Source organism: Altererythrobacter sp. C41 (assembly GCF_016803135.1).
Lineage (GTDB): Bacteria > Pseudomonadota > Alphaproteobacteria > Sphingomonadales > Sphingomonadaceae > Pelagerythrobacter.
This window is the reverse complement of record NZ_JAEVFE010000001.1, coordinates 171,569-194,220: the sequence shown is the minus strand read 5'-3', so window position 1 is coordinate 194,220 and position 22,652 is coordinate 171,569. Positions and strand designations below refer to the sequence as shown.

Genomic DNA, 22,652 nt, shown 5'->3' with positions numbered 1-22,652 from the left:
GCTTATCCCTTCATCCGGTTGACGTCGTCGACCGCGATCGTGCCGCGGCCGCGGAAATAGATGACGAGGATCGCCAGCCCGATCGCCGCCTCGCCGGCGGCGACGGTCAGCACGAACATCGCGAAGACCTGCCCCGTCATGTCGCCGAGGAAGGCGCTGAACGCGACGAGGTTGATGTTCACCGCCAGCAGGATCAGCTCGATCGCCATCAGGATGACGATTACGTTCTTGCGGTTGAGAAAGATCCCCAGGACGCCGAGCACGAACAGGATCGCGCTGACGACGACGTAATGTTCGATACCGATCACAGCTCGACCCCCTTGCCCACGTCGGGGCGCTTCATCTCGGTCGCCTCGTGCGGGCGGCGGCGGTTCTGCTTGGCGATATTCTGGTGACCCCGTGCGCCCTGAGGCTGTTCGCGGTGCGTCAGCACGATCGCGCCGACCATCGCCACCAGAAGGATCAGGCCCGCGGTTTCGAACAGGAACAGGTATTCGCCGTAGAGCACCGCGCCCAGACTCTCGATATTGCTGCGGTCCATCATCGGCGCCGCGCTGCCGTCCGGCACGCCGAGTTTGATCGCTCCGGCACGGTAGGCGCCGATGCCGAGCACCAGCTCGGCCAGCAGCACGAGCGCAATCGCGATGCCGAGCGGGAAGTTCTTCACGAACCCGGCGCGCAATTCGGCGAAATCGATGTCGAGCATCATCACCACGAACAGGAACAGCACCGCGACCGCACCGACGTAGACGATCACCAGCAGCGCGGCGATAAACTCCGCACCGACGATGACCATCAGTCCCGCCGCGTTGAAGAACGCGAGGATCAGCCACAGCACCGAATGCACCGGGTTACGCGCCATGATCGTGAAGACGCCGCTGGCGACCACGAGGAACGCGAAAAGGTAGAAGGCTAAGGTCTGGATCATGGCCCCTGAATCTCGTTGCGGCGGCGCCTAGCGGTAGGGCGCATCGGCTTCAAGGTTGGCAGCGAGTGCACGCTCCCACTTGTCCCCGTTGGCCAGCAGTTTCGCCTTGTCGTAGAGAAGCTCCTCACGCGTTTCCGTGGAGAACTCGAAGTTCGGCCCTTCGACGATCGCATCGACCGGGCACGCTTCCTGGCAGAAGCCGCAGTAGATGCACTTGGTCATGTCGATGTCGTAGCGCGTGGTACGGCGGCTGCCGTCGGCGCGCGGCTCGCTTTCGATGGTGATCGCCTGCGCGGGGCAAACCGCCTCGCACAGCTTGCACGCGATGCAGCGCTCTTCCCCGTTGGGATAGCGGCGCAGCGCATGCTCGCCGCGGAAGCGCGGGCTGATCGGGTTCTTCTCGAACGGATAGTTGATCGTCACCTTCGGCTTGAAGAAGTACTTCAGCGTGAGGGCATGCGCCTTCACGAACTCCCACAGGGTGAACGACTTTATGAGATGGGCGACGCTCATGCGGCGACTCCGTAACGGGTGAACATCAGCCATCCGCTCACAAGCACCACGAACAGCAGGCTCAGCGGCAGGAAGACCTTCCAGCCCAGACGCATCAGCTGGTCGTAGCGGAAGCGCGGGACGGTGGCCTTCACCCAGCTGAAGATGAAGAAGAACAGGAAGATCTTGCCGAACAGCCAGATCCAGCCCGGGATGTTGAACCACGGGATCAGATCCACGTTCAGCGGCGGCAGCCAGCCCCCGAAGAACAGGATCGCGTTGAGCGCGCACATCAGCAGGACGTTGGCATATTCGCCGAGCCAGAAGAGCGCGAAGCTCATCGACGAATACTCGGTCTGATAGCCCGCGACGAGTTCGCTCTCCGCTTCCGTGAGGTCGAACGGCGCGCGGGCGGTTTCCGCGAGGCTCGAGATCAGGAACATGACCCACATCGGGAAGAGCAGCAGGTTGAAGAAGAACCCGTTGACCAGACCGAAGCCGTGGCCGTGCTGCGCCTCGATGATGTCGTTGAGGTTGAACGTGCCGGCCCACAGCACGACGCAGATCAGGATGAAGCCGATAGAGACTTCGTAGCTGATCATCTGCGCGGCGGCGCGCATGGCGGAGAAGAACGGATACTTCGAGTTCGACGCCCAGCCCGCGACGACCACGCCGTAGACCCCGAGCGAACTGATCGCGAGAACGTAGAGCAGGCCGATATTGATGTCGGACAGTACGGCTTCCGGCCCGAACGGGATCACCGCCCAGGCAAGCAGCGCCACCGTGAAGGTCACGATCGGGCCGATCAGGAACAGTCCCTTGTTTGCAGCCGAAGGGATGATCGTTTCCTGCAGGAACACCTTCAGGCCGTCGGCGAAGCTCTGCAGCAGGCCGAACGGCCCGACCACGTTCGGTCCGCGCCGCAGCGCCATCGCCGCCCAGATCTTGCGATCGGCATAGATGATCATCGCCACCGCCAGCATCAGCGGCAGGGCGATCAGCAGCACACCGGCAAGCGTGGCGACGAACCACGCCCACTCGTAGGTCATGCCGAGGGATTGGAAGAAGGCGGTCATGCTACCAGACCTCCGGCCAGTAGGCCCATGCAAGGAACGCGAGCACGGCAATTATGAACAGCACTAGACATCCCAACTGCACGCGAAGCGGAAGCGAACCGAATAGGAAGTCCGTGATCCAGTCCAGCATGACTCATTCCGCCGCCTCCAGAATTTCCTCGCCGTGGAGAAGTTCGGCCGAGCACCGCTGCATCACGGCGCTGGCACGGGCGATCGGGTTTGTCAGGTAGAAGTCCTTGACCGGGTAGGCGATCGAGCCCTTCGCCTTGGCGGCCTTGGCCTTCGGCAGCTTGCCCCCCGAAAGACCCATAATGTCGGCAAGGCCTTCGACGCCCAGCGCGGGAACTTCCGCGATCATCGCGGCCTGCAGTTCGGCGAAGCTGTCGAAGCCGACCTCGACGCCGAGCGCATCGGCAAGCGCGCGCAGGATCGTCCAGTCCTCGCGCGCATCGCCCGGCGCGAAGACGGCCTTCTCGGCGAACTGCACGCGGCCTTCGGTGTTGACGTACGTGCCGTCCTTCTCGGCGTAGCTCGCCGCGGGGAGGATGATGTCCGCCGCATGCGCGCCCTTGTCGCCGTGATGGCCGATATAGACCTTGAGGCTCTTGCCGAAGGCCGACCAGTCGACCTCGTCCGCACCCAGCGCGAGCACGACTTTGGGCTCGGCCTTCACCACGTCCGCAATGCCGCCCTTCTGCGCGTAGCCGAGCATCAGCCCGCCCATGCGCGACGCGGAGGTGTGGAGGACGTTGAAGCCGTTCCACCCTTCCCTGCTCCAGCCCTGCGCGAGCGAGAGTGCGGACTGGAAAGCGCCCGCCGCGAGGCCGCCGGCACCCAGGATCACCGCCGGGCGCTCGGCCTTTTCGAACAGTTCCGCGACTTCGGAGGGAAGATCGCCGAGCACACTCACGTCGTCGCCCAGGAACTCGGCCGGATACGTGGTCTCCCAGCGCGGACCGACGACGAAGACCTTCGCTCCGCGCTTGACCGCCTTGCGCAGACGGACGTTCACCAGAGCCGCTTCCCAGCGGACGTGGCTGCCGACGATCAGGATCGCGTCGGCCGTCTCGATCCCCGCGAAGGTCGAGTTGAAATTCACCGCCGCGAGATTGTCGGTCGGGTAGTCCATCCCGGTCTGCCGCCCTTCGAGCAGGGTCGAACCGAGCGCGCCGAGCAGCTTCTTGGCCGCGAACATCGTTTCGCAGTCGACCAGGTCGCCGGCGATTGCGGCAATGCTGCTGCCCGCCTTGGCCTTCGCGATCGCCTTGAACGCGTCTTCCCAGCTCGCCGGCTGGAGCTTCCCGCCCTTGCGGATCCACACCCGGTCGAGCCGGCGCCGCGTAAGGCCATCGACCATGTAGCGGCCCTTGTCGCTCAGCCACTCTTCGTTGACGTCGTCGTTGATGCGCGGCAGCGCCCGCATCACCTCGCGCCCGCGGCTGTCGAGGCGAATGTTCGCGCCCACCGCATCGCTGACGTCGATGCTGAGCGTCTTCTTGAGCTCCCACGGCCGCGCCTCGAACGCATAGGGGCGGCTGGTCAGCGCGCCGACCGGGCACAGGTCGATCACGTTGGCGGAAAGCTCGTGCTTGGCCGCGTGTTCGAGGTAGGTCGTGATCTGCATGTCCTCGCCGCGATAGAGCGCGCCGATCTCGTCCACGCCCGCGATCTCTTCGGAGAAGCGCACGCAGCGGGTGCAGTGGATGCAGCGGGTCATGATCGTCTTGATCAGCGGGCCCATGTACTTCTCGGTCACCGCACGCTTGTTCTCGTGATAGCGCGAGCCGCCGCGGCCGTAGGCGACCGCCTGGTCCTGCAGGTCGCACTCGCCGCCCTGGTCGCAGATCGGGCAGTCGAGCGGGTGGTTGATGAGCAGGAACTCCATCACCCCCTCGCGTGCGGTCTTGACCATCTGGCTGTCGGTGCGGATCTCCTGCCCATCGGCAGCGGGCAGCGCGCAGCTCGCCTGCGGCTTGGGCGGCCCGGGCTTCACTTCGACCAGGCACATGCGGCAGTTGCCGGCGATCGAGAGCCGCTCGTGATAGCAGAAGCGCGGAATCTCCTTCCCCGCCAGCTCGCACGCCTGCAACACGGTCGCGCCGTTGGGGACCTCGATTTCCTGACCGTCTACGGTAACTTTAGGCATTGCCGAAACGCCTTTCAAAAACAGTATCGTCATGCTGAACTTGTTTCAGCATCCATCCATCCTCGCCGACCCGGGGTGCAGGTTGAAAGATGGGCCCTGAAACAAGTTCAGGGTGACGGTAGATGGCGGTGCGCGCAGTCATTCCGCAGCCTCCGCGTACTTCGCGTTATGCTCTTCGATCCGCCGCTCCAGTTCGGGGCGGAAGTGGCGGATCAGGCCCTGGATCGGCCAGGCGGCGGCGTCGCCCAGGGCGCAGATGGTGTGGCCTTCGACCTGCTTGGTGACCTGCTGCAGCATGTCGATCTCCTCGATCGCCGCATCGCCGGTGCGCAGGCGCTCCATCACGCGCCACATCCACCCGGTGCCTTCTCGGCACGGGGTGCACTGGCCGCAGGACTCGTGCTTGTAGAAATAGGAGATCCGGCTGATCGCGCGGACGATGTCGGTCGACTTGTCCATTACGATCACCGCCGCGGTACCGAGGCCTGAGCCGAGCGCCTTGAGCCCGTCGAAGTCCATCGGGCAGTCCATGATCTGCTCGGCGGGAACGAGCGGCACGGAAGATCCGCCCGGGATCACCGCCAGCAGGTTGTCCCACCCGCCGCGGATGCCACCGCAGTGCTTCTCGATCAGCTCGCGGAAGGGGATGCTCATCGCTTCCTCGACCACGCAGGGCTTCTCGACATGGCCGCTGATCTGGAACAGCTTGGTCCCGGCGTTGTTCTCGCGCCCGAAGCCCGCGAACCACGAAGCCCCGCGACGCAGGATCGTCGGGACGACCGCAATGGACTCCACGTTGTTGACCGTGGTCGGGCAGCCGTAGAGGCCCGCGCCGGCCGGGAACGGCGGCTTGAGACGCGGCTGGCCTTTCTTGCCTTCGAGGCTCTCGATCATCGCGGTCTCTTCGCCGCAGATGTAGGCGCCCGCCCCGCGATGCAGGAACACGTCGAAGTCGTAGCCCGAGCCGCTCGCGTTCTTGCCGATCAGCCCGGCGTCGTACGCCTCGTCGATCGCCGCCTGCAGCGTTTCGGCCTCACGGATATACTCGCCGCGAATGTAGATATAGGCCGCCCGCGCGCGCATGGCGAAGCCCGCGACGAGCGCGCCTTCGATCAGCTTGTGCGGATCGTGACGGATGATCTCGCGGTCCTTGCACGAACCCGGCTCGGATTCGTCCGCGTTGATGACGAGGAAGCTCGGGCGGCCGTCCTTGCTCTCCTTGGGCATGAACGACCACTTGAGGCCGGTCGGGAAGCCCGCCCCGCCGCGCCCGCGCAGGCCCGATGCCTTCATCTCGTCGATGATGGCGTCCTGCCCACGCTCGATCAGCGCCTTGGTGTCGTCCCAGTCGCCACGCGCCTGCGCCGCCTTCAGCCCCCAGTCCTGGAAGCCGTAGAGGTTGGTGAAGATGCGATCCTTGTCGGCCAGCATCACAGGGTCCCTTGCGAAACGAAATAGATCGCGGCCACCGCCACCAGAGCGATGACGCCGAACTTCACGAGGCCGGCCAGCACCTTCCACGCGATGAAGATGAGCACGAGCGCAACGAGAATGGCGACGACGTCCATTACTTGCCGCCCTTCCCTTGCCGTTCGCGTATCTCGCGGCTCTTCGACTGGCTCGCGGAAATGGCGAGGAAGGCCGCACCGATCGCGACGAAGCTGCCGCCCAGAGCGCTATTGCCGCCGATGATGAAGGCCAGCGCGCATACGATGAACGCGATCCCGGCCAGTTGGAGCATTCGAGGCTGGGGCATCACCATTCCCCCCGATAGTCGTGGTTCTCGGTGACCATTTCCCTCAGCGTCGTCGGCCCGCCGACGGGTTCGCTGGTGTGCCGCCCCGGCTCCTGCGTACCGGTCTTCGGCTGGCGGCCCGCGGCCAGCTCGTCGAGGACGTGATCGAGCCGTTCGGGCGTCAAATCCTCGTAGTTGTCGTCGTTGATCTGGACCATCGGCGCGGTCGCGCAGTTGCCGAGGCATTCGACCTCGGTCAGCGTCCACAGCCCGTCTTCCGAGACATGGCCCTTCACCATGCCGCGCTTCTTGCAGGTCTCGAGCAGTCCGTCCGAGCCGCGCAGCATGCACGGCGTCGTGCCGCAGACCTGCACGTGGAAGCGGCCCACGGGCTGAAGGTTGTACATGAAGTAGAACGTCGCGACCTCGAGCACGCGGATGACCGGCATCTCGAGATAGCGGGCAACGTATTCGATCACCGGCAGCGGCAACCAGCCCTGCGTGTTCGTTTCTTCACCCACCTGACGCTGGGCGAGGTCGAGCAGCGGCATGACGGCCGAACGCTGCCGCCCTTCCGGATAGCGCGCGATCGCGGTGTCGGCTTTCGCCTTGTACGCGGGCGAGAACTCGAACGAGCCCCAGCGCTCGCGCAGTTCGGGGGTATCGGGTGCGGGGGAGCGGTCAGCCATTGATCAGCTTTCGTTCCAGATAGCGGCCGACGTAGAGGCCGACGACGGCGGCGAACGCCGTGGAGAGAACTTCCTTCAGGCTCGACTGACCATGCACCGCCAGCAGATAGGCGGCGACTGCCGAGGCGAAGGCGGCGAAGGCCGCGACGAAGATGAACAGCTCGCGGATCACCGGTCGGATTCCCCGAATACCACGTCGATCGCGCCGAGGATCGCGGTCGCGTCGGGCAGCATATGGCCCTTCGCCATGAAATCGATCGCCTGCAGGTGGCTGAACGCGGTCGGCCGGATCTTGCAGCGGTAGGGCTTGTTCGACCCGTCCGACACGAGATAGACGCCGAATTCGCCCTTCGGGCTTTCCGTGGCGACGTAGACTTCGCCGGCCGGAACGTGGAAACCCTCGGTATAGAGCTTGAAGTGATGGATCAGTGCTTCCATCGACTGCTTCATCTCGCCGCGCCGGGGCGGGGAAACCTTGCCGTCATCGCTCGCGATCGGCCCTTCGGGCATCTCGGCGAGGCACTGCTTGATGATCTTCGCGCTCTCGTAGACTTCCTTCACGCGGACCATGACGCGGTCGTAGCAGTCGGAGTTGGTGCCGACCGGGATCTCGAAGTCCATCCGGTCATAGACGTCGTAGGGCTGCGACTTGCGCAGGTCCCACGGAATGCCTGCGGCACGGATCAGCGGGCCGGAGAAGCCCCAGCGCAGCGCGTCTTCCTTGCTCACGACGGCGATATCGACGTTGCGCTGCTTGAAGATGCGGTTGTCGATGACGAGGCTCATCGCGTCGCCGAACAGTTCGGGCAGGCGCGTATCGACCCAGTCGCCGATGTCGGTCAGCAGCTTGAGCGGCACGTCCTGGTGCACGCCGCCGGGGCGGAACCAGGCGCTGTGCATGCGCGCGCCGGAAGCCCGCTCGAAGAAGTTCATGCAGTCTTCGCGCAGTTCGAACACCCACAGGTTCGGCGTCATCGCGCCGACGTCCATGACGTGGCTGCCGATGTTGAGCATGTGGTTCGAGATGCGCGTCAGCTCGGCGAAGAGCACGCGCAGATACTGCGCACGGATCGGCACTTCGAGGTTGAGCAGCTTCTCGATCGCGAGAACGTAGCTGTGCTCCATGCAGAGCGGTGAGCAGTAATCCAGGCGGTCGAAGTACGGCAGCGCCTGCAGATAGGTCTTGTGCTCGATCAGCTTCTCGGTCCCGCGGTGCAGCAGGCCGACGTGCGGGTCGATCCGCTCGATGATCTCGCCGTCGAGTTCCATCACCATGCGCAGCACGCCGTGCGCCGCCGGATGCTGCGGGCCGAAGTTGATCGTATAGTTGGAGATCACCTCGCCGTCGGTGGTCGGCGAGGATTCCTGAACCAGGCCCGCCATCAGTCTTCTCCGTTTTCTTCAGGCTCGGTCGCGCCGGAGGTGTCGCGCGCGGTTTCCTTGCGCGGCTTCCTGTCCGGACGGTCCTCGGTCGGCGCAGGCGCGCCGGGCTCGTCCTTGCCGGTGTCGACCGGCGCCGGATTGGCGTCGCCCTGCCCGGCTACCGAGCCGCTCGAACGCTCCGCCGGAGCGACTTTCTCCGCCGCCTTGTCGTTGGTCTTCTCGCCGGCGCCGGTTTCGCTCTTCTTCTCGGTCGTCTTCACCTCGGCGACCGGCGGGACTTCCGCCTTCTCGTCACCCGGAAGCACGTAGTTCGCGCCTTCCCACGGGCTCATGAAATCGAACTGGCGCAGGTCCTGCGGCAGGTCGACCGGCTCGTACACGACCCGCTTCTCCTCCTCGGAGTAGCGCAGCTCGATATAGCCGGTGAGCGGGAAGTCCTTGCGGAAGGGATGCCCCTCGAAGCCGTAGTCCGTGAGGATGCGGCGCAAGTCGGTGTTGCCGTCGAACAACACGCCGTAGAGATCGAACACCTCGCGCTCGAGCCAGCCCGCGTTGGGCCACAGCGTGGTAACCGTCGGCACCGGCGTCTTCTCGGACGCGGTGACCTTGACCATGACCCGGTGGTTCTTGGTCACGCTCAGCAGCATGTAGACTACTTCGAAGCGCTCGGCGCGCTGCGGGTAGTCGACGCCCGCGATTTCCATGAGCTGCTGATACTGGTGCTCGTCGCGAAGCAGGCGCAGCGCATCCTCGATACGCTCGCGCTTCACCGTGAACAGGATCTCGCCATGCTCCTCGTGCGCCTCGACGAGCATGTCGCCGAGCGCGGTGGAGAGCGCATCTTTCACGCCTTCGTTGGAGGCGAACCTGGGGGCGGAATGGACGACGGTCATCGCTCGATCGTCCCTTCGCGGCGGATCTTCCGCTGGAGCTGCATCACGCCGTAGAGCAGCGCTTCCGCAGTCGGGGGGCAGCCCGGCACGTAGATGTCGACCGGCACGATGCGGTCGCACCCACGCACGACGCTGTAGCTGTAGTGGTAGTAGCCGCCGCCGTTGGCGCAACTCCCCATGGAGATGACGTACTTCGGGTCCGACATCTGGTCGTAGACCTTGCGCAGCGCCGGGGCCATCTTGTTGCACAGCGTGCCGGCGACGATCATCACGTCCGACTGGCGCGGGCTGGCGCGCGGGGCGACGCCGAAGCGCTCCATGTCGTAGCGCGGCATGTTGACGTGGATCATCTCGACCGCGCAGCAGGCGAGGCCGAACGTCATCCACCACAGCGAGCCGGTGCGGGCCCACTGGAACAGTTCCTCGGTGCTGGTGACGAGGAAGCCCTTGTCGTTCACCTCGGTCTGCAGCGCGCGGAAGTAATCCGCGTCGGGCTGGCGGACTTCGCCGGGCCGCGCCGTCGGAAGGGTTTCGCTCACTCCCATTCCAGGGCTCCCACTTTCCAGGCGTAGGCAAGGCCCACGGCAAGTTCGAACAGGAAGATCATCATCGTGATCCAGCCCGGCCATCCCGTCAGGTCGAGGCTGACCGCCCAGGGAAACAGGAACGCCGCTTCGAGGTCGAACACGATGAACAGGATCGCGATCAGGTAGAAGCGCACGTCGAACTGGCTGCGCGGATCCTCGAACGCGGGGAAGCCGCACTCGTATTCGCTCAGCTTCTCGGCGTCGGGATTGTGCGTCCCGGTCAGCCGCGCGACACCCATCGGCAGGAAGACGAACGCGGTGGACAGACCAAGCGCGATCGCCAGGAAGATCAGTATCGGAAGATATTGGCTCAGGTCGACCACGCTCGTTCCTTGGCGGCTTTCCCAGGGCGATTCCCCCTGGGGGCGGATATTGCGCGCCCGCCTCTAGGCCCCTCGCTCGCATGGTGCAAGGGCATGGAAATGCGAACGATTCGCAACAGCTGGCGGGCGCCGGAGAGCCGCCGGCGAACCGCTATTTCATCATCGTCCGAACCGCCTTTTCGGTCGCCGCGCCATAAGGCGGCTTGAACCCGCCCAGCTTGGCGACGTCGATCTTCGGCTGGGTATAGATGCTGCGCGCGTGGCTGAACTCGCGGAAGCCCTCGATGCCGTGATACGAGCCCATCCCGCTCGGACCCACGCCGCCGAACGGCAAGTCCTCCATCGAGACATGGAAGACGACGTCGTTCACGGTCACGCCGCCCGAGATCGTCCGCCTCAGCACCTGCTCGCGCTCCCCTGCATCCTGACCGAAGTAGTACAGACCAAGCGGCCGGTCGCGCCGGTTCACGTAATCGATCGCCTCGCCGACGTCCTTGTAGGTCTTCACCGGCAGCACCGGCCCGAAGATCTCCTCCTGCATCGCCTGCATGTCGTCGGTGACGCCCCGCAGGATCGTCAACGGCATCTTGCGCGCATTGGTGTTGCCGAAGTCCTCCTTGCCCGGATTGACCTCGATCACCTCGGCGCCCTTGTCGCGCGCATCGGCGACGAGGCCCTGCAGACGGTCGAAGTGCCGGTCGGTCACGACCGAGGCGTAGTCCTCGTTCTCGAGCAGGGTCGGGTACATCTTGTGGACGCCGAGTTCGACCGCTGCGATCGCCGCGTCCTCCTGATCCTCGGCCACGTACATATAATCGGGCGCGAGGCAGATCTGGCCCGCGTTCAGCATCTTGCCGAGCGCGATCCGCTCTCCCGCCTGCTCGAGATCGGCGCTGCGGCCGAGAAACACCGGCGACTTGCCGCCGAGTTCGAGCGTGACCGGGCACAGGTTGCGCGCCGCGGCCTCCATCACCTTGCGCCCCGTCGGGGTCGAACCCGTGAAGACGAGATGGTCGAACGGCAGCGCGGAGAATTCGTGCGCAACCTCGGGCCCGCCGGTGACGAAGGTCACCTCCGTCTCGTCGAAATACTTCGCGCACAACTCTGCGGAGAGCTCTGACGTTCGCTCGGTGAACTCGCTCGGCTTGATCATCGCGCGGTTGCCCGCCGCGAGCACCTGCATCAGCGGCCCGAAGCTGAGATTCACAGGGAAATTCCACGGGCTGAGTATCCCGATCACGCCCTTGGGCTCGTATCGCACCTCCGCCTTCGCGCCGAGCAGACCGAGCGGGAACTGCACGTGTCGCTTGTCCGCCCTCGCCCACTTGTCGAGATGCTTGAGGCAGTACTTGCCGAAGTTCGCCGTCCCCGCGATGTCGGTGATCATCGACTGGTGGGCGCTGCGATTGCCGAAGTCGGCGCTCATCGCCTTGCACAGCGCCTCGGCATTGTCCTTGAGCAGCGCGATCGCCCGCTTCACCCGGTCGCGGCGCACGCCGAGGCCTTCGGGCCGAGCGGCGGTGAAGGCGTCGCGCTGCTTGCGCAGGATGGTCTCCATCGCGGATTTCGGGAACTCGGCCATCGCTCTCTCCACTGGTTTCTCTTTGCCACCGAGTGTTCACCAGACCCTCGCCTTTGACAAGCGCCGCGATCGCGCGATTTGCCTTTGCCGCACTGCAACATTACCTAGGCCGCCAAGACACGAGTCCAACCCGAAAGGCATTCTCCCGATGGCCCAGTTCTCAGCCGCCGATCCCGTCGTGATCCTCTCCTACGCGCGCACCCCGATGGGCGGCATGCAGGGCGCTCTGGCAGACGTTTCGGCAACCGATCTCGGCGCCACCGCGGTCAAGGCGGCGGTCGAGCGTGCAAGCGTGTCGGGCGAGGACGTCGAGCGCATCTACATGGGCTGCGTGCTCCCCGCCGGCCTCGGCCAGGCACCGGCGCGCCAGGCGGCGATCAAGGCGGGCCTGCCGAAGTCGGTGCAGGCGACGACGGTCAACAAGGTCTGCGGCAGCGGTATGCAGACGGTCATCATGGGCGCCGAGGCGCTCGCATCCGGCACGATCGACATGGCGATCGCGGGCGGCATGGAGAGCATGACCAACGCCCCCTACCTGCTCAAGAAGCACCGCTCCGGCGCGCGCATCGGCCACGATACGGCCTACGACCACATGTTCCTCGACGGGCTGGAGGACGCCTACGAAGCGGGCCGCGCGATGGGCACGTTCGCGCAGGAAACCGCGGACGAATACCAGATGACCCGCGAGGAGATGGATGACTATTCCATCGAATCGCTCCGCCGCGCGAACGCCGCGATCGAGAGCGGCGCGTTCGCCGACGAGGTCGTCCCGGTCACCGTCACCACCCGCGCCGGCGAAACCGTGGTCGACACCGACGAGCAGCCGGGCCGCGGCAAGCCGGACAAGATTCCGACGCTGAGGCCCGCCTTTGCCAAGGACGGCACGATCACCGCCGCCACCTCCAGCTCGATCTCCGACGGCGCGGCCGCGGTCGTGCTGACGCGCGAGAGCGTCGCGAACGAAAAGGGCCTCACTCCGGTCGCAAAGATCGTCGCCATGGCCGCGCATGCGCAGGAGCCGGCGAAATTCACCGTCGCCCCGATCGGCGCGATCCAGAAGGTGCTCGAAAAGGCCGGCTGGGCCGTCGACGACGTCGACCTGTGGGAAGTCAACGAAGCCTTCGCCTGCGTGGCGATGTTTGCCATGCGCGACATCGGCATCCCGCACGAGAAGATCAACGTCAACGGCGGCGGCACCGCCCTCGGCCACCCGATCGGCGCCAGCGGCACCCGGATCATCGTCACCCTGCTCAATGCGCTCAAGCGGCAGGGCAAGAAGCGCGGCGTCGCCTCGCTCTGCATCGGCGGCGGCGAAGCGACGGCGGTGGCGGTCGAGCTGGTCTGACGCCCGCAACCGGGGACACCCGGCGCAGACCGTTTGCGGTGCGCGTTCCATAGGAGTATCATCGCCTAACCTCCGGGAAATAAGGAGATCTGGGAGATGAGAAGCCTTGTTCTGATCGCTGCGACGGTCGCACTTTCCGCCTGCTCGCAGGGCGCCGACGAAACGCCGGCGCCCGCCGAAACGACCGAAGCGGCAGCGGCTCCGGCCGCCACTGAGGGAGCTGCCGGGGGAACGTCCGCGCTGGCCGCCACCGATGCCGCCGGCACCTACACCGTGACCTGGGCGGACGGTACGACCACCAGCACGACCATCAATGCCGACGGCACCTATGTCGACATGATGGGAGATGAGGAAACGGCCCGCGGCGTCTGGGCGGTGAAGGCGGGCAAGAGCTGCCTGACGCCCGAAGGCGGCGCGGAGCTGTGCTGGACCGATAGCGCCCCGGCGGCCGACGGAAGCTGGACCGCCACCGCCGACGACGGCACCACCGTCACGGTCGTGAAAGCCGAAGCCGCGACGAGCTGATACGAGAAGCGCCGGCGGGACGGCATCACGCCGCGCCGCCGGCGCTTCCTTCGATGACGGAGCGGATCAGTGCCCGGCGGCCGCGCCGGCCCGGGGCGTCTCCATGATCTCGGTAAGCTGCCCCATCATATCCTTGGGGTGAACGAAGAAGATCGGCGTGCCATGCGCCCCGATCCGCGTCGGACCGAGGATGCGCTTGCCCTTCCCCTCGAACCATTCGCGCGCCGCCGCGATGTCCTCGACCTCGAAGCAGACGTGATGCTGCCCGCCGAGCGGGTTCTTCTCGAGAAATCCCCGGATCGCGGAGCCCTCGCCCAGCGGCTCGATCAACTCGATCTGCGTGCCGTTCATGCCACTGTCCGTCGGAGTGTTGACGAAGCAGACCTTCACCCCCTGCTCGGGCAGGTCGAACGGCTCGGTGATGTCGCTCGCACCCATCGCCTCCCGATAGTGCGCGATGCTGTCGGCGATCGAGGGCGTAGCGACGCCGATATGATTGAGACGGCCGAGTTTCATTCCACAACTCCAGAACTCGCCAGAAGTCCGAAAATCGCCCCGCCAACGAAGAGCGAGGCTGCGATGGCGTACATGACCGTACAAGCCCAAAACTGTACCGGCTGTTCGCCTCGATTGTAGGCGCCCGCCGCCACCTCAATTCGCCCCGTTTGCACAGCCCGGATCGCATTCCAACTCAGCAGAGCCGATATTCCAAAAACGCCTAGATAGAGAAGTGTAATCATTATAACGGAATATTATCGTGCTTCTTCCACGGGTTCTCGAGCTGCTTGCCGCGTAGCTTTCTCAGCCCCAGCGCAATCCGCCGCCGTGTGGAGTGCGGATAGATCACCTCATCGATATAGCCCCGCGATGCGGCGACGAAGGGATTGGCGAAGCGGTCTTCGTATTCCTTCGTCTTCTCCGCGATCTTTTCCGGATCGTTGCGGTCTTGGCGGAAGATGATCTCGACCGCGCCCTTGGCGCCCATCACAGCGATTTCGGCGGTCGGCCAGGCGTAGTTGAGATCGCCGCGGAGGTGCTTGGAGGCCATCACGTCGTAGGCCCCACCGTAGGCCTTGCGGGTTATCACGGTGATCTTGGGCACGGTCGCCTCTGCATAGGCGAACAGCAGCTTGGCGCCGTGCTTGATGATCCCGCCGAGTTCCTGGCTGGTTCCGGGCAGGAAGCCGGGGACGTCGACGAACGTGAGGATCGGAATGTCGAACGCGTCGCAGAAGCGCACGAAGCGCGCGGCCTTCTTGCTCGAGTTGATGTCGAGCACGCCCGCCAGCACCATCGGCTGGTTCGCGACCACGCCGACGGTGCGCCCCTCGACCCGGCCGAAACCGCAGATGATGTTCCCCGCATGCGCCGGCTGGATCTCGAAGAAATCGCCTTCGTCGAGCACCTTACGGATGACTTCGTGCATGTCGTAAGGCTGATTGGCGTTGTCGGGGATCAGCGTGTCGAGCGACGGCTCCTCGCGGTCCCAGGCGTCGGCGGTCGGCCGCTCGGGCACGTCCTCGCGGTTCGAGAGCGGCAGGTAGTCGAAGAAGTCGCGCGTCGCGAGCAGCGTCTCGATGTCGTTCTCGAACGCGAGGTCGGCAACGCTGGTCTTGGTCGTGTGCGTCACCGCGCCGCCCAGCTCCTCCTGCGTCACGACTTCGTTGGTGACCGTCTTCACGACGTCCGGCCCGGTCACGAACATGTAGGAGCTGTCCTTCACCATGAAGATGAAGTCGGTCATCGCCGGGGAATAGACTGCCCCGCCCGCGCACGGGCCCATGATGAGGCTGATCTGCGGCACCACGCCGCTCGCCAGCACGTTGCGCTGGAACACCTCGGCATAGCCGCCGAGCGATGCGACGCCTTCCTGAATGCGCGCGCCGCCAGAGTCGTTGAGGCCTATGACCGGGGCGCCGACCTTCAGCGCCATGTCCATCACCTTGCAGATCTTCTCCGCATGGCGCTTCGACAACGAGCCGCCGAAGACGGTGAAATCCTGACTGAAGACATAGACCAGGCGGCCGTTGATCGTGCCCGATCCCGTAACGACGCCGTCGCCCGGGATCTTCTGATCCTGCATACCGAAATCGACGCAGTCGTGCTCGACGTAAGTATCGAGTTCCTCGAAGCTGCCCTCGTCGAGCAGCACGTCGAGCCGCTCGCGCGCGGTCAGCTTGCCCTTGGCGTGTTGCGCATCGATCCGCTTCTGTCCGCCGCCCATGCGGGCGGCTTCACGGCGGCGTTCCATTTCGGCGATATTGGCGGACATCCTGACCCCTGATCTTGCGGTGGCGGAGGCCTAGCGGGCAGCGCAAGCGAGCGTCAATCTTTCATGCGCGTTACAGCAGTCCCCGCGAAGGCAGGAACTCGTGCAGCGGACCAGCGCGGCCGGCCTGAGGCCCCCGCCTTCGCGGGGACTCGCGTCACCTCAGCAGCACAAGTTCTTCCGCCATGGTCGGGTGGATCGCCACGGTTGCGTCGAAGTCCGCCTTGGTCAGCCCCGCCTTCACTGCAATCGCGGCGGCCTGCATGATCTCGGCCGCTTCGGGGCCGATCATGTGGATGCCGAGGATGCGGCCCGAGTCTTCGTCGCAAATCATCTTGTAAAGCGCCCGCTCGTTGCGGCCGGCGAGCACGTTCTTCATCGGCCGGAAATCGGACTGGTAGACGCGCACCGAGCCGTACTTGTTGCGCGCCTCTCCCTCGGTCAGCCCTACGCCGGCGAGCGGCGGGTGGCTGAACACGGCGGCGGGGATGCAGCTATGATCGACTTTCGTCCGCTTCCCGCCGAACACGGTGTCGGCAAAAGCCTGCCCCTCGCGGATCGCCACCGGGGTGAGCTGTACGCGATTGGTCACGTCGCCGACGGCATAGATATGATCGACGCTGGTCTTGCTGAATTCATCGACCGCGATCTCGCCCTTGTCGCCCAGCTTCACGCCGGCCTTGTCGAGCCCCAGCCCTTCGGTATTCGGCACCCGGCCGGTGGCGAACAGGACCGCGTCGACGACGAGATCGTCGTGATTGGTCATCGAGACCTTCAGGCTCCCGTCCGCGTTCTGCTCGATCCCGCGGAACTCGGCGTGGAAGCGGAAATCGATACCCTTCATCACGCTGATCTGCAGCAGCCGGTCGCGCAAGGCCGCGTCGTAGCCGCGCAGCAGAACGTCGGACCGGTTGATGATCGTGACCTGGCTGCCGAACTCGTTGAAGATCCCCGCGAACTCGTTGGCAATATAGCCACCGCCGGCAATCAGGATACGCGGCGGCAGGGCATCGAGATGGAACGCCTCGTTGCTGGTAATGCCCAGCTCGTTGCCCGGGCAGCCGGGCACGTGCGGCCGCGCGCCGGTCGCGATCAGGATATGCTTCGCGGTGACCTTCCTGCCGCTCGCGAGAGCAATCTCATGCGGTCCGGTCAGCTCGGCGCGCTCGTTGATGATCTCGACGCCGTGATTCTCCAGCGTCTCCGTATAAAGACCGTTCAGCCGGTCCACGTCGCGCAGGACGTTGTCGCGCAGCGTCGCCCAGTCGAACCTCGGATTGTCGATGGTCCAGCCGAATGCCTTCGCGTCCTCCAGATCCTCGGCGAAATGCGCGCCGTAGACCAGCATCTTCTTGGGCACGCAGCCGCGGATGACGCAGGTGCCGCCGACCCGATGCTCCTCCGCAACGGCGACTTTCGCCCCGTGCGCCGCGGCGACCCGGCTCGCGCGCACTCCGCCGGAGCCTGCGCCGATGGTGAAGAGGTCGTAGTCGTACTGGTCCGCCATGTGCGCGCTCCTTGCCCTGGAGCGCGATATGGCGGGCAGGAACGCGCTTGCCAACCGTCCCGAGCGGCCGCCGGTCAGTCGTCGCGGCGGCGGACCGGGGGTTCTTCCTTCGCCAGCCGCCGGGCGGTCGAGGCGGTTTGCAACACGAACAGCACGATCAGCAGCAGCCCCACGCCGCCGACGAAAAGATCGAAGCCGTTGAGCTGCCAGATGATCGGGTGCTCCTGCCCGGCAATGAGCATGGCCAGCGTCAGGCCGATCAGGACAAGCCGCAGCTCGGTCGGGCCGGCGTTGAGGTATGAAAGCCGCAATTCGCCGAGCACGCGAACCGACAGGAAGGCGTGGATCGACATGAGCAGGTATCCGGCGAGCGCGACGAGCGCCACTTCGAGCTCGACATAGGCGCTCAGGCCGATGCCGACGACCACCAGCATGGTCGCGAAACCGTCACAACTGTGATCCAGGAAATAGCCGTAGCGCGGACGCTCGATCGCCCGGTAGCGGGCGAGGCTGCCATCGAGCGAATCGCCGAACCAGTGGACGACGTAGCCGGCGATGGACAACCACAGCCAGCCCGCGTCGAGATTGCTCGCGATGTAGCCGCCGAAGACCAGCAGGGCGCCGAACATGCCGGTGAAAGTCAGCATGTCGGGCGTCACCCACGGCGGCATCGCGGCGCACAGGCGGTTGAGGATCCGCCGCTCGACACGAGCGATCAGGTTTTCCTGAATTCGCTCGATCGGCGCGGCGGTGGCGTTGGCAAATGGTTCCATGACAGATCGCCCGTTGCTGGCTGGGTCGCGCAAAAGAAGGGCATTACCGGCCCGCGGGCGGCGAAGTCCAGTAAACTAACGCAGGCGTCAACCCTGCCCGCCACGACCCGAGCGTCTGCGGCGCCGGGGCGGGCGGCCGCGACCGGCGCTTTCGCTGTGTTCACCCGCACCGTGCGGCTTGCCCGCGCGATTCGGATGCTTGTGCTTGGGCTTCGGCTTGCGCTGCTCGCCCGTGGCAGGGCGCCCCTCCCCGCGCGGCTTCACCGCAACCCGCTGGCGCGGCTGGCGCGGTTCGGGCTTGGTCGGTCCGACGCCCTCGACCACTGCGCGGAAGTTCGGCGGCAGGTCGAGCCGGGTGAATTCCGCGTCGGTCGTCTTGCGGATATCCTTCAGGTAGGCGCGCTCGTCCTCGGCGCAGAAGGCGACCGCGATCCCGTCCGCCCCGGCGCGCGCGGTGCGGCCGATGCGGTGGACGTATTGCTCGGGCACGTTGGGCAGCTCGTAGTTGATCACGTGGCTCACGCCCGGAATGTCGATCCCGCGCGCCGCGACGTCGGTCGCGACGAGGATCGGTGTCCTGGCGGAGCGGAACTCGGCCAGCGCGCGCTCACGCTGCGGCTGGCTCTTGTTGCCGTGGATCGCATTGGCGGCGATGCCGACTTGCGCCAGCTTCTTCACCACGCGGTCCGCGCCGTGCTTGGTGCGGGTGAAGACGAGCACGCGCTCGATCTTGCCCGGCACCGGATGGCGCCCGGCGAGGATCATTTCGAGCAGCGTCTGCTTCTCATCCTGCTGGACCATGAACAGATACTGGTCGATCCGTTCGGCGGTCGTGCTTTCGGGCGTCACGGAGACCTGGACCGGATCGTGGCAATACTGCCCGACCAGATCCTTGATCTGCTTCGGCATCGTAGCGCTGAAGAACAGCGTCTGGCGGTCCTGCGGCACGAGCTGGCTGATCTTGCGCAGCGCATGGATGAAGCCGAGGTCCAGCATCTGGTCCGCCTCGTCGAGCACGAGGATCTCGACCCCGCCCAGCCCGAAGGCCTTCTGGTCGATCAGGTCCAGCAGACGGCCCGGCGTGGCGACGAGGATGTCGGTGCCCCGGTGGAGCTTGTTGCGATCCTTGTTGACCGAAGTGCCGCCGACGATGGATTGCACCTTCAGGCCCGCGAGCGCACCGTAATCGCGCGCCGACTGGGCGATCTGCCCGGCCAGCTCGCGCGTCGGGGCGAGCACGAGCATGCGGCACGACTTGAACGGCGTCTGCCGCCCTGCGTCGCGCAGCCGGTCGATCGAGGGCAGCATGAAGGCCGCCGTCTTGCCGGTGCCCGTCTGCGCGATCCCGAGCAGGTCGCGCCCTTCGAGCACCGGCGGAATGGCCTGCGCCTGGATCGGCGTAGGCGTGTTGTAACCCTTCAGGTCGAGCGCCTGGAGGACGGGCTGCGAGAGCCCGAGTTGTTCGAATGTCATGTTGCTATTGAACTCGCAAAATATGCGGCGCGCAGCCGAAATGGCGCGCGCTCGCGGTGGTTATCAAAACCGCCCGCGTGAAAAGGGAAGTCTCATGGGAAAACCGAAGCGCGGCCGGGGCGTCCCTGTCTCGGGCCGCCGCTTCACGCTGGCACGCGCGCTTCGCTGAGGCGCAGATGGGGGCAAAAGCCGAGAAAGTCAATGGCGCACGTCATCCTAGGGCCAGCCTCTCCCGGCGACAAAAGGGGGAACCGGCGCTGTCCGCAACCGATTCCATCAGAGGACGCCGCACGCCGGCTGGTCCTCCTCGTCCGATGTCACAGCAACCGGAGCTCCCCCATGTTCGCCCCCTTCGTCGATGCGATCGACCGCCAGGCGCAGGTCCTCTCGGACCCCTGGAGCATCCTCGCCGCCGCGCTGGCGGCGACACTTGCCGCGCTCTTCATCCACTGGATCGCGTTCCGCGTGCTGCGCCGCATCGCCCGCAGCAGCGACAGCGATTCCGACAATGTTCTCGTCCGTTGCCTCGCCCGGCCCACCCGCGTCGCGCTGATCGCACTCGCGCTGGTGCTCGTCGCGCGCGAGGTCCCCGCGCTCGCCTCCGTGTGGCAGAAGGTCGCCAGCTTCGTCATGCCGGCGCTGGTCGGCTGGATCGCACTTGCGATCCTCCATGCGCTGGTCGAGGCGATGAAGCTGCGCGCGGACATCACCGTGGCCGACAACCTCGCCGCCCGCCGCCAGCGCACCAAGCTGACCATGTTCAGCCGCATCGCAACGTTCCTGATCGTCTTCGTCACCGTCGGGCTGATGCTGCTCTCGATCCCCGGCGTGCGCGACGTCGGGCTGACGCTCGTCGCCTCCGCCGGGCTCGCGGGCCTTGCCGTCGGCGCCGCGGCCCAGCCCGCGCTCAAGTCGCTGATCGCGGGCGTGCAGATGGCGTTGACCGAGCCGATCAATATCGACGACGTCGTCATCATAGACGGCGAGTGGGGCCGGATCGAGGACATCCGCACGACTTACGTGGTGGTCAAGATCTGGGACGAGCGACGGCTGATCGTCCCCACTTCCCGCTTTCTCGAGGACACGTTCCAGAACTGGACCAAGAAGACCGCGCAGCTGCTCGGCACCGTGGTCCTCTACCTCGATCCCGCGGCGAGGATCGCGCCCATCCGGGCCGAGTTCGAACGGCGAATCAAGGCGAACCCGCGGTGGGACGGACGCGTGCAGGTGGCGCAGGTCACCGAAACGCAGCGCGACGCGATCGAACTGCGGCTGCTGATGAGCGCGGCCGATTCCGGCGTTCTGTTCGATCTGCGCTGCGATATTCGCGAAGCCATGCTCGACTGGATCGCGGAGAACTGTCCCGACGCGTTCCCGAGGAACCGGCTCGCCGCACCCGAACCGATCGGCCTCGAGCTGGAAAGCCGGAAGGCGGCGTGATCACCCGGCCGCCGCGGCCCGCTTCGCGTCCTTCCGCGAGCGGTCCGAAGCACTGTCGGAAAAGACCTTGTCCGTCGTCGCGACGCTCCAGACCACACCTTCGGGCGAGTAGTCGAGCACGACCTTGCCGCGTAGCGCCATCTCGGGATTGCGCGTTATGATGACCGTGCCGAAGCCCGTCTGGCTCGGGCGGCTCACCGGCGGCCCGCCGCTCTCGCGCCACTCGATCTCCAGGCGGCGCTCGCCTCCGACTTCGGCAACGTTCCAGCGCAGCGATACCTTGCCCGTGTCGCTCGATAGCGCGCCGTATTTCATGGCGTTGGTCGCCAGCTCGTGGATCGCAAGCCCCAGAGCCTCCGCCGCCGTCGGCTTCAGGACGAGGTCCTCGGGCCCGTCGAACTGGACGCGGCGGTCCGATGGGTCGACGACGTGGAGCATCTGCGACCTGCAGATCGCGTCGATCGACGCGCCCGACCAGTTGCTGTTGGTCAGCAGATCCTGGTTCGCGGCGAGCGCTGTGATCCGGCGGATCAGCGCTTCGGTCAGCGCCTGATCGGTGCTGCCGACCGTACGGTGCACGATGGCCTGGATCGTCGCGAGGATGTTGCGCGCGCGGTGGTTCACCTCGTTCATCAGCAGGCGGATGCGCTCGTTGGTCTCGCGCTCCTCCGTGATGTCGGTATTGGTGCCGCACCAGAACAGCAGATCGCCCTTCTCGTCGTGCACGGGCTGCGCGCGGGAGAGGAACCAGTGGTACTCGCCGCTGGCGCCGCGCAGCGGGTAGGTATCCTCCCACGGCTCGCCCCTGCTCCAGACATCCCGGATGCTGTCGATCACACGTTCGGCGTGTTCGGGATGCACGACATCGTGCCAGCCCCAGCCCTGCGCGCTTTCCGCAGTCGTGCCGGTGAATTCGTACCAGCGCTGGTTGTACCAGAACACTCGCCCGTCACCGTCGGCCATCCAGGCCAGTTGGGGAATATTGTTGGCGAGCGCCTTGAACTGCCGCTGGCTGCGCAGCAGTTCGGTTCGCAGGCTGGTCTGCTCGCGCAAGTCGTTGGCGATCTTGGAAGCGCCGATGATGCGGCCGGCTTCGTCGCGGATCGGCGACACGGTGATCGCGACGGGAATCTCGGTTCCGTCGGCGCGCAGCCGCAAGGTCTCGAACTTGGAGACCAGCTCTCCGCTGCGGACGCGGGCGAGGATCCGGTCTTCTTCGTCCTGCCGGTCGGCGGGGATGATCCGCCGGATCGACTGTCCGATCATTTCGGAAGCCGGGATGCCGAACAGCCTTTCGGCCGCGGCATTCCAGCTCAGGACATTGCCGTCCAGATCCTTCGACACGATGGTGTCGGAGGAATGGTCCACGATCGCAGCGAGGTGCGCGTCGCGAAAGCTGCTGGTTCGTCCGACTTTCACCATGGGTCGATACTAGGATAACCGGCCGTAAACAATGGCACATTTGTTAACCGAAGCGCAAGATGCG

At 65.6% G+C, this 22,652-nt stretch carries 24 protein-coding genes; 3 read left to right on the top strand and 21 right to left on the bottom strand.

All coding sequences use genetic code 11. The features are described 5' to 3' along the window. Positions 1–2 precede the first annotated feature (2 nt). From nuoK to JNO53_RS00800, 15 genes are all read right to left on the bottom strand, one after another. Positions 3–308: an NADH-quinone oxidoreductase subunit NuoK gene (gene nuoK / locus JNO53_RS00870; protein ID WP_119512137.1), complete on the bottom strand. Its 306-nt coding sequence runs from the start codon at positions 306–308 to the stop codon at positions 3–5. Further along, positions 305–928, bottom strand: a complete 624-nt coding sequence (locus tag JNO53_RS00865) for an NADH-quinone oxidoreductase subunit J (protein WP_203106904.1) — start codon at positions 926–928, stop codon at positions 305–307. The genes nuoK and JNO53_RS00865 overlap by 4 nt, the downstream gene beginning before the upstream one ends. 27 nt (positions 929–955) lie before the next feature. Continuing rightward, on the bottom strand, positions 956–1,441 hold the full coding sequence (nuoI, locus tag JNO53_RS00860; protein ID WP_203106903.1) for an NADH-quinone oxidoreductase subunit NuoI: 486 nt from the start codon (positions 1,439–1,441) through the stop codon (positions 956–958). Then, the gene (nuoH, locus tag JNO53_RS00855; protein WP_203106902.1) at positions 1,438–2,496 is read right to left on the bottom strand and encodes an NADH-quinone oxidoreductase subunit NuoH; all 1,059 of its coding nucleotides are present in this window, start codon (positions 2,494–2,496) and stop codon (positions 1,438–1,440) included. Before nuoH ends, nuoI begins: the two co-directional genes overlap by 4 nt. A gap of 133 nt (positions 2,497–2,629) precedes the next feature. Then, positions 2,630–4,642 (bottom strand): NADH-quinone oxidoreductase subunit NuoG, encoded by a 2,013-nt coding sequence (nuoG, locus tag JNO53_RS00850; RefSeq protein ID WP_203106901.1) that lies wholly within the window; start codon positions 4,640–4,642, stop codon positions 2,630–2,632. Between the two features lie 138 nt (positions 4,643–4,780). After that, positions 4,781–6,073, bottom strand: coding sequence for an NADH-quinone oxidoreductase subunit NuoF (nuoF, locus tag JNO53_RS00845; RefSeq protein WP_203106900.1), 1,293 nt, complete (start codon positions 6,071–6,073; stop codon positions 4,781–4,783). Continuing rightward, positions 6,073–6,210 (bottom strand): hypothetical protein, encoded by a 138-nt coding sequence (locus JNO53_RS00840; protein ID WP_203106899.1) that lies wholly within the window; start codon positions 6,208–6,210, stop codon positions 6,073–6,075. Before JNO53_RS00840 ends, nuoF begins: the two co-directional genes overlap by 1 nt. Then, complete coding sequence (locus tag JNO53_RS00835) at positions 6,210–6,398, bottom strand: hypothetical protein (RefSeq protein WP_203106898.1); 189 nt, start codon at positions 6,396–6,398, stop codon at positions 6,210–6,212. The genes JNO53_RS00840 and JNO53_RS00835 overlap by 1 nt, the downstream gene beginning before the upstream one ends. Next, a complete protein-coding gene (nuoE, locus tag JNO53_RS00830) occupies positions 6,398–7,066 on the bottom strand; it encodes an NADH-quinone oxidoreductase subunit NuoE (RefSeq protein WP_203106897.1) in 669 nt (222 codons plus the stop codon). Before nuoE ends, JNO53_RS00835 begins: the two co-directional genes overlap by 1 nt. Then, a complete protein-coding gene (locus tag JNO53_RS00825) occupies positions 7,059–7,238 on the bottom strand; it encodes a hypothetical protein (protein ID WP_203106896.1) in 180 nt (59 codons plus the stop codon). Before JNO53_RS00825 ends, nuoE begins: the two co-directional genes overlap by 8 nt. Then, on the bottom strand, positions 7,235–8,449 hold the full coding sequence (locus JNO53_RS00820; protein ID WP_203106895.1) for an NADH-quinone oxidoreductase subunit D: 1,215 nt from the start codon (positions 8,447–8,449) through the stop codon (positions 7,235–7,237). Before JNO53_RS00820 ends, JNO53_RS00825 begins: the two co-directional genes overlap by 4 nt. After that, positions 8,449–9,342 carry an NADH-quinone oxidoreductase subunit C gene (locus tag JNO53_RS00815; RefSeq protein WP_203106894.1) on the bottom strand — a complete coding sequence of 298 codons (894 nt, stop codon included), beginning with the start codon at positions 9,340–9,342 and terminating at the stop codon, positions 8,449–8,451. The genes JNO53_RS00820 and JNO53_RS00815 overlap by 1 nt, the downstream gene beginning before the upstream one ends. Further along, entirely contained in the window at positions 9,339–9,887 is a 549-nt protein-coding gene (locus JNO53_RS00810) for a NuoB/complex I 20 kDa subunit family protein (protein WP_203106893.1), read from the bottom strand. Before JNO53_RS00810 ends, JNO53_RS00815 begins: the two co-directional genes overlap by 4 nt. Continuing rightward, complete coding sequence (gene ndhC, locus JNO53_RS00805) at positions 9,878–10,252, bottom strand: NADH-quinone oxidoreductase subunit A (RefSeq protein WP_203106892.1); 375 nt, start codon at positions 10,250–10,252, stop codon at positions 9,878–9,880. Before ndhC ends, JNO53_RS00810 begins: the two co-directional genes overlap by 10 nt. 151 nt (positions 10,253–10,403) lie before the next feature. Continuing rightward, the gene (locus JNO53_RS00800; protein ID WP_203106891.1) at positions 10,404–11,834 is read right to left on the bottom strand and encodes a coniferyl aldehyde dehydrogenase; all 1,431 of its coding nucleotides are present in this window, start codon (positions 11,832–11,834) and stop codon (positions 10,404–10,406) included. 148 nt (positions 11,835–11,982) lie between these two features. Between JNO53_RS00800 and JNO53_RS00795 the strand changes: the two genes are divergently transcribed. Next, positions 11,983–13,179 (top strand): thiolase family protein, encoded by a 1,197-nt coding sequence (locus tag JNO53_RS00795; RefSeq protein ID WP_203106890.1) that lies wholly within the window; start codon positions 11,983–11,985, stop codon positions 13,177–13,179. A gap of 96 nt (positions 13,180–13,275) precedes the next feature. Continuing rightward, entirely contained in the window at positions 13,276–13,704 is a 429-nt protein-coding gene (locus JNO53_RS00790; protein ID WP_203106889.1) for a hypothetical protein, read from the top strand. Positions 13,705–13,770: 66 nt separating this feature from the next. Here the strand turns inward: JNO53_RS00790 and mce are convergent, their stop codons facing one another. From mce to JNO53_RS00765, 5 genes are all read right to left on the bottom strand, one after another. After that, positions 13,771–14,220, bottom strand: coding sequence for a methylmalonyl-CoA epimerase (mce, locus tag JNO53_RS00785; protein WP_203106888.1), 450 nt, complete (start codon positions 14,218–14,220; stop codon positions 13,771–13,773). 223 nt (positions 14,221–14,443) lie between these two features. Next, positions 14,444–15,976 carry an acyl-CoA carboxylase subunit beta gene (locus tag JNO53_RS00780; protein WP_203106887.1) on the bottom strand — a complete coding sequence of 511 codons (1,533 nt, stop codon included), beginning with the start codon at positions 15,974–15,976 and terminating at the stop codon, positions 14,444–14,446. A 154-nt stretch (positions 15,977–16,130) separates the two neighbouring features. Then, a complete protein-coding gene (gor, locus tag JNO53_RS00775; RefSeq protein WP_203106886.1) occupies positions 16,131–17,480 on the bottom strand; it encodes a glutathione-disulfide reductase in 1,350 nt (449 codons plus the stop codon). A 74-nt stretch (positions 17,481–17,554) separates the two neighbouring features. Further along, entirely contained in the window at positions 17,555–18,253 is a 699-nt protein-coding gene (locus JNO53_RS00770; protein ID WP_203106885.1) for a CDP-alcohol phosphatidyltransferase family protein, read from the bottom strand. An 87-nt stretch (positions 18,254–18,340) separates the two neighbouring features. After that, a complete protein-coding gene (locus JNO53_RS00765) occupies positions 18,341–19,726 on the bottom strand; it encodes a DEAD/DEAH box helicase (RefSeq protein WP_203106884.1) in 1,386 nt (461 codons plus the stop codon). Positions 19,727–20,065: 339 nt separating this feature from the next. On the opposite strand from JNO53_RS00765, the gene JNO53_RS00760 reads away from it, so the two are divergent. Then, positions 20,066–21,166, top strand: coding sequence for a mechanosensitive ion channel family protein (locus tag JNO53_RS00760; protein ID WP_203106883.1), 1,101 nt, complete (start codon positions 20,066–20,068; stop codon positions 21,164–21,166). Here the strand turns inward: JNO53_RS00760 and JNO53_RS00755 are convergent, their stop codons facing one another. Then, entirely contained in the window at positions 21,167–22,588 is a 1,422-nt protein-coding gene (locus JNO53_RS00755) for a PAS domain S-box protein (RefSeq protein WP_203106882.1), read from the bottom strand. It abuts the gene before it with no gap. Between the last annotated feature and the right edge of the window lie 64 nt (positions 22,589–22,652).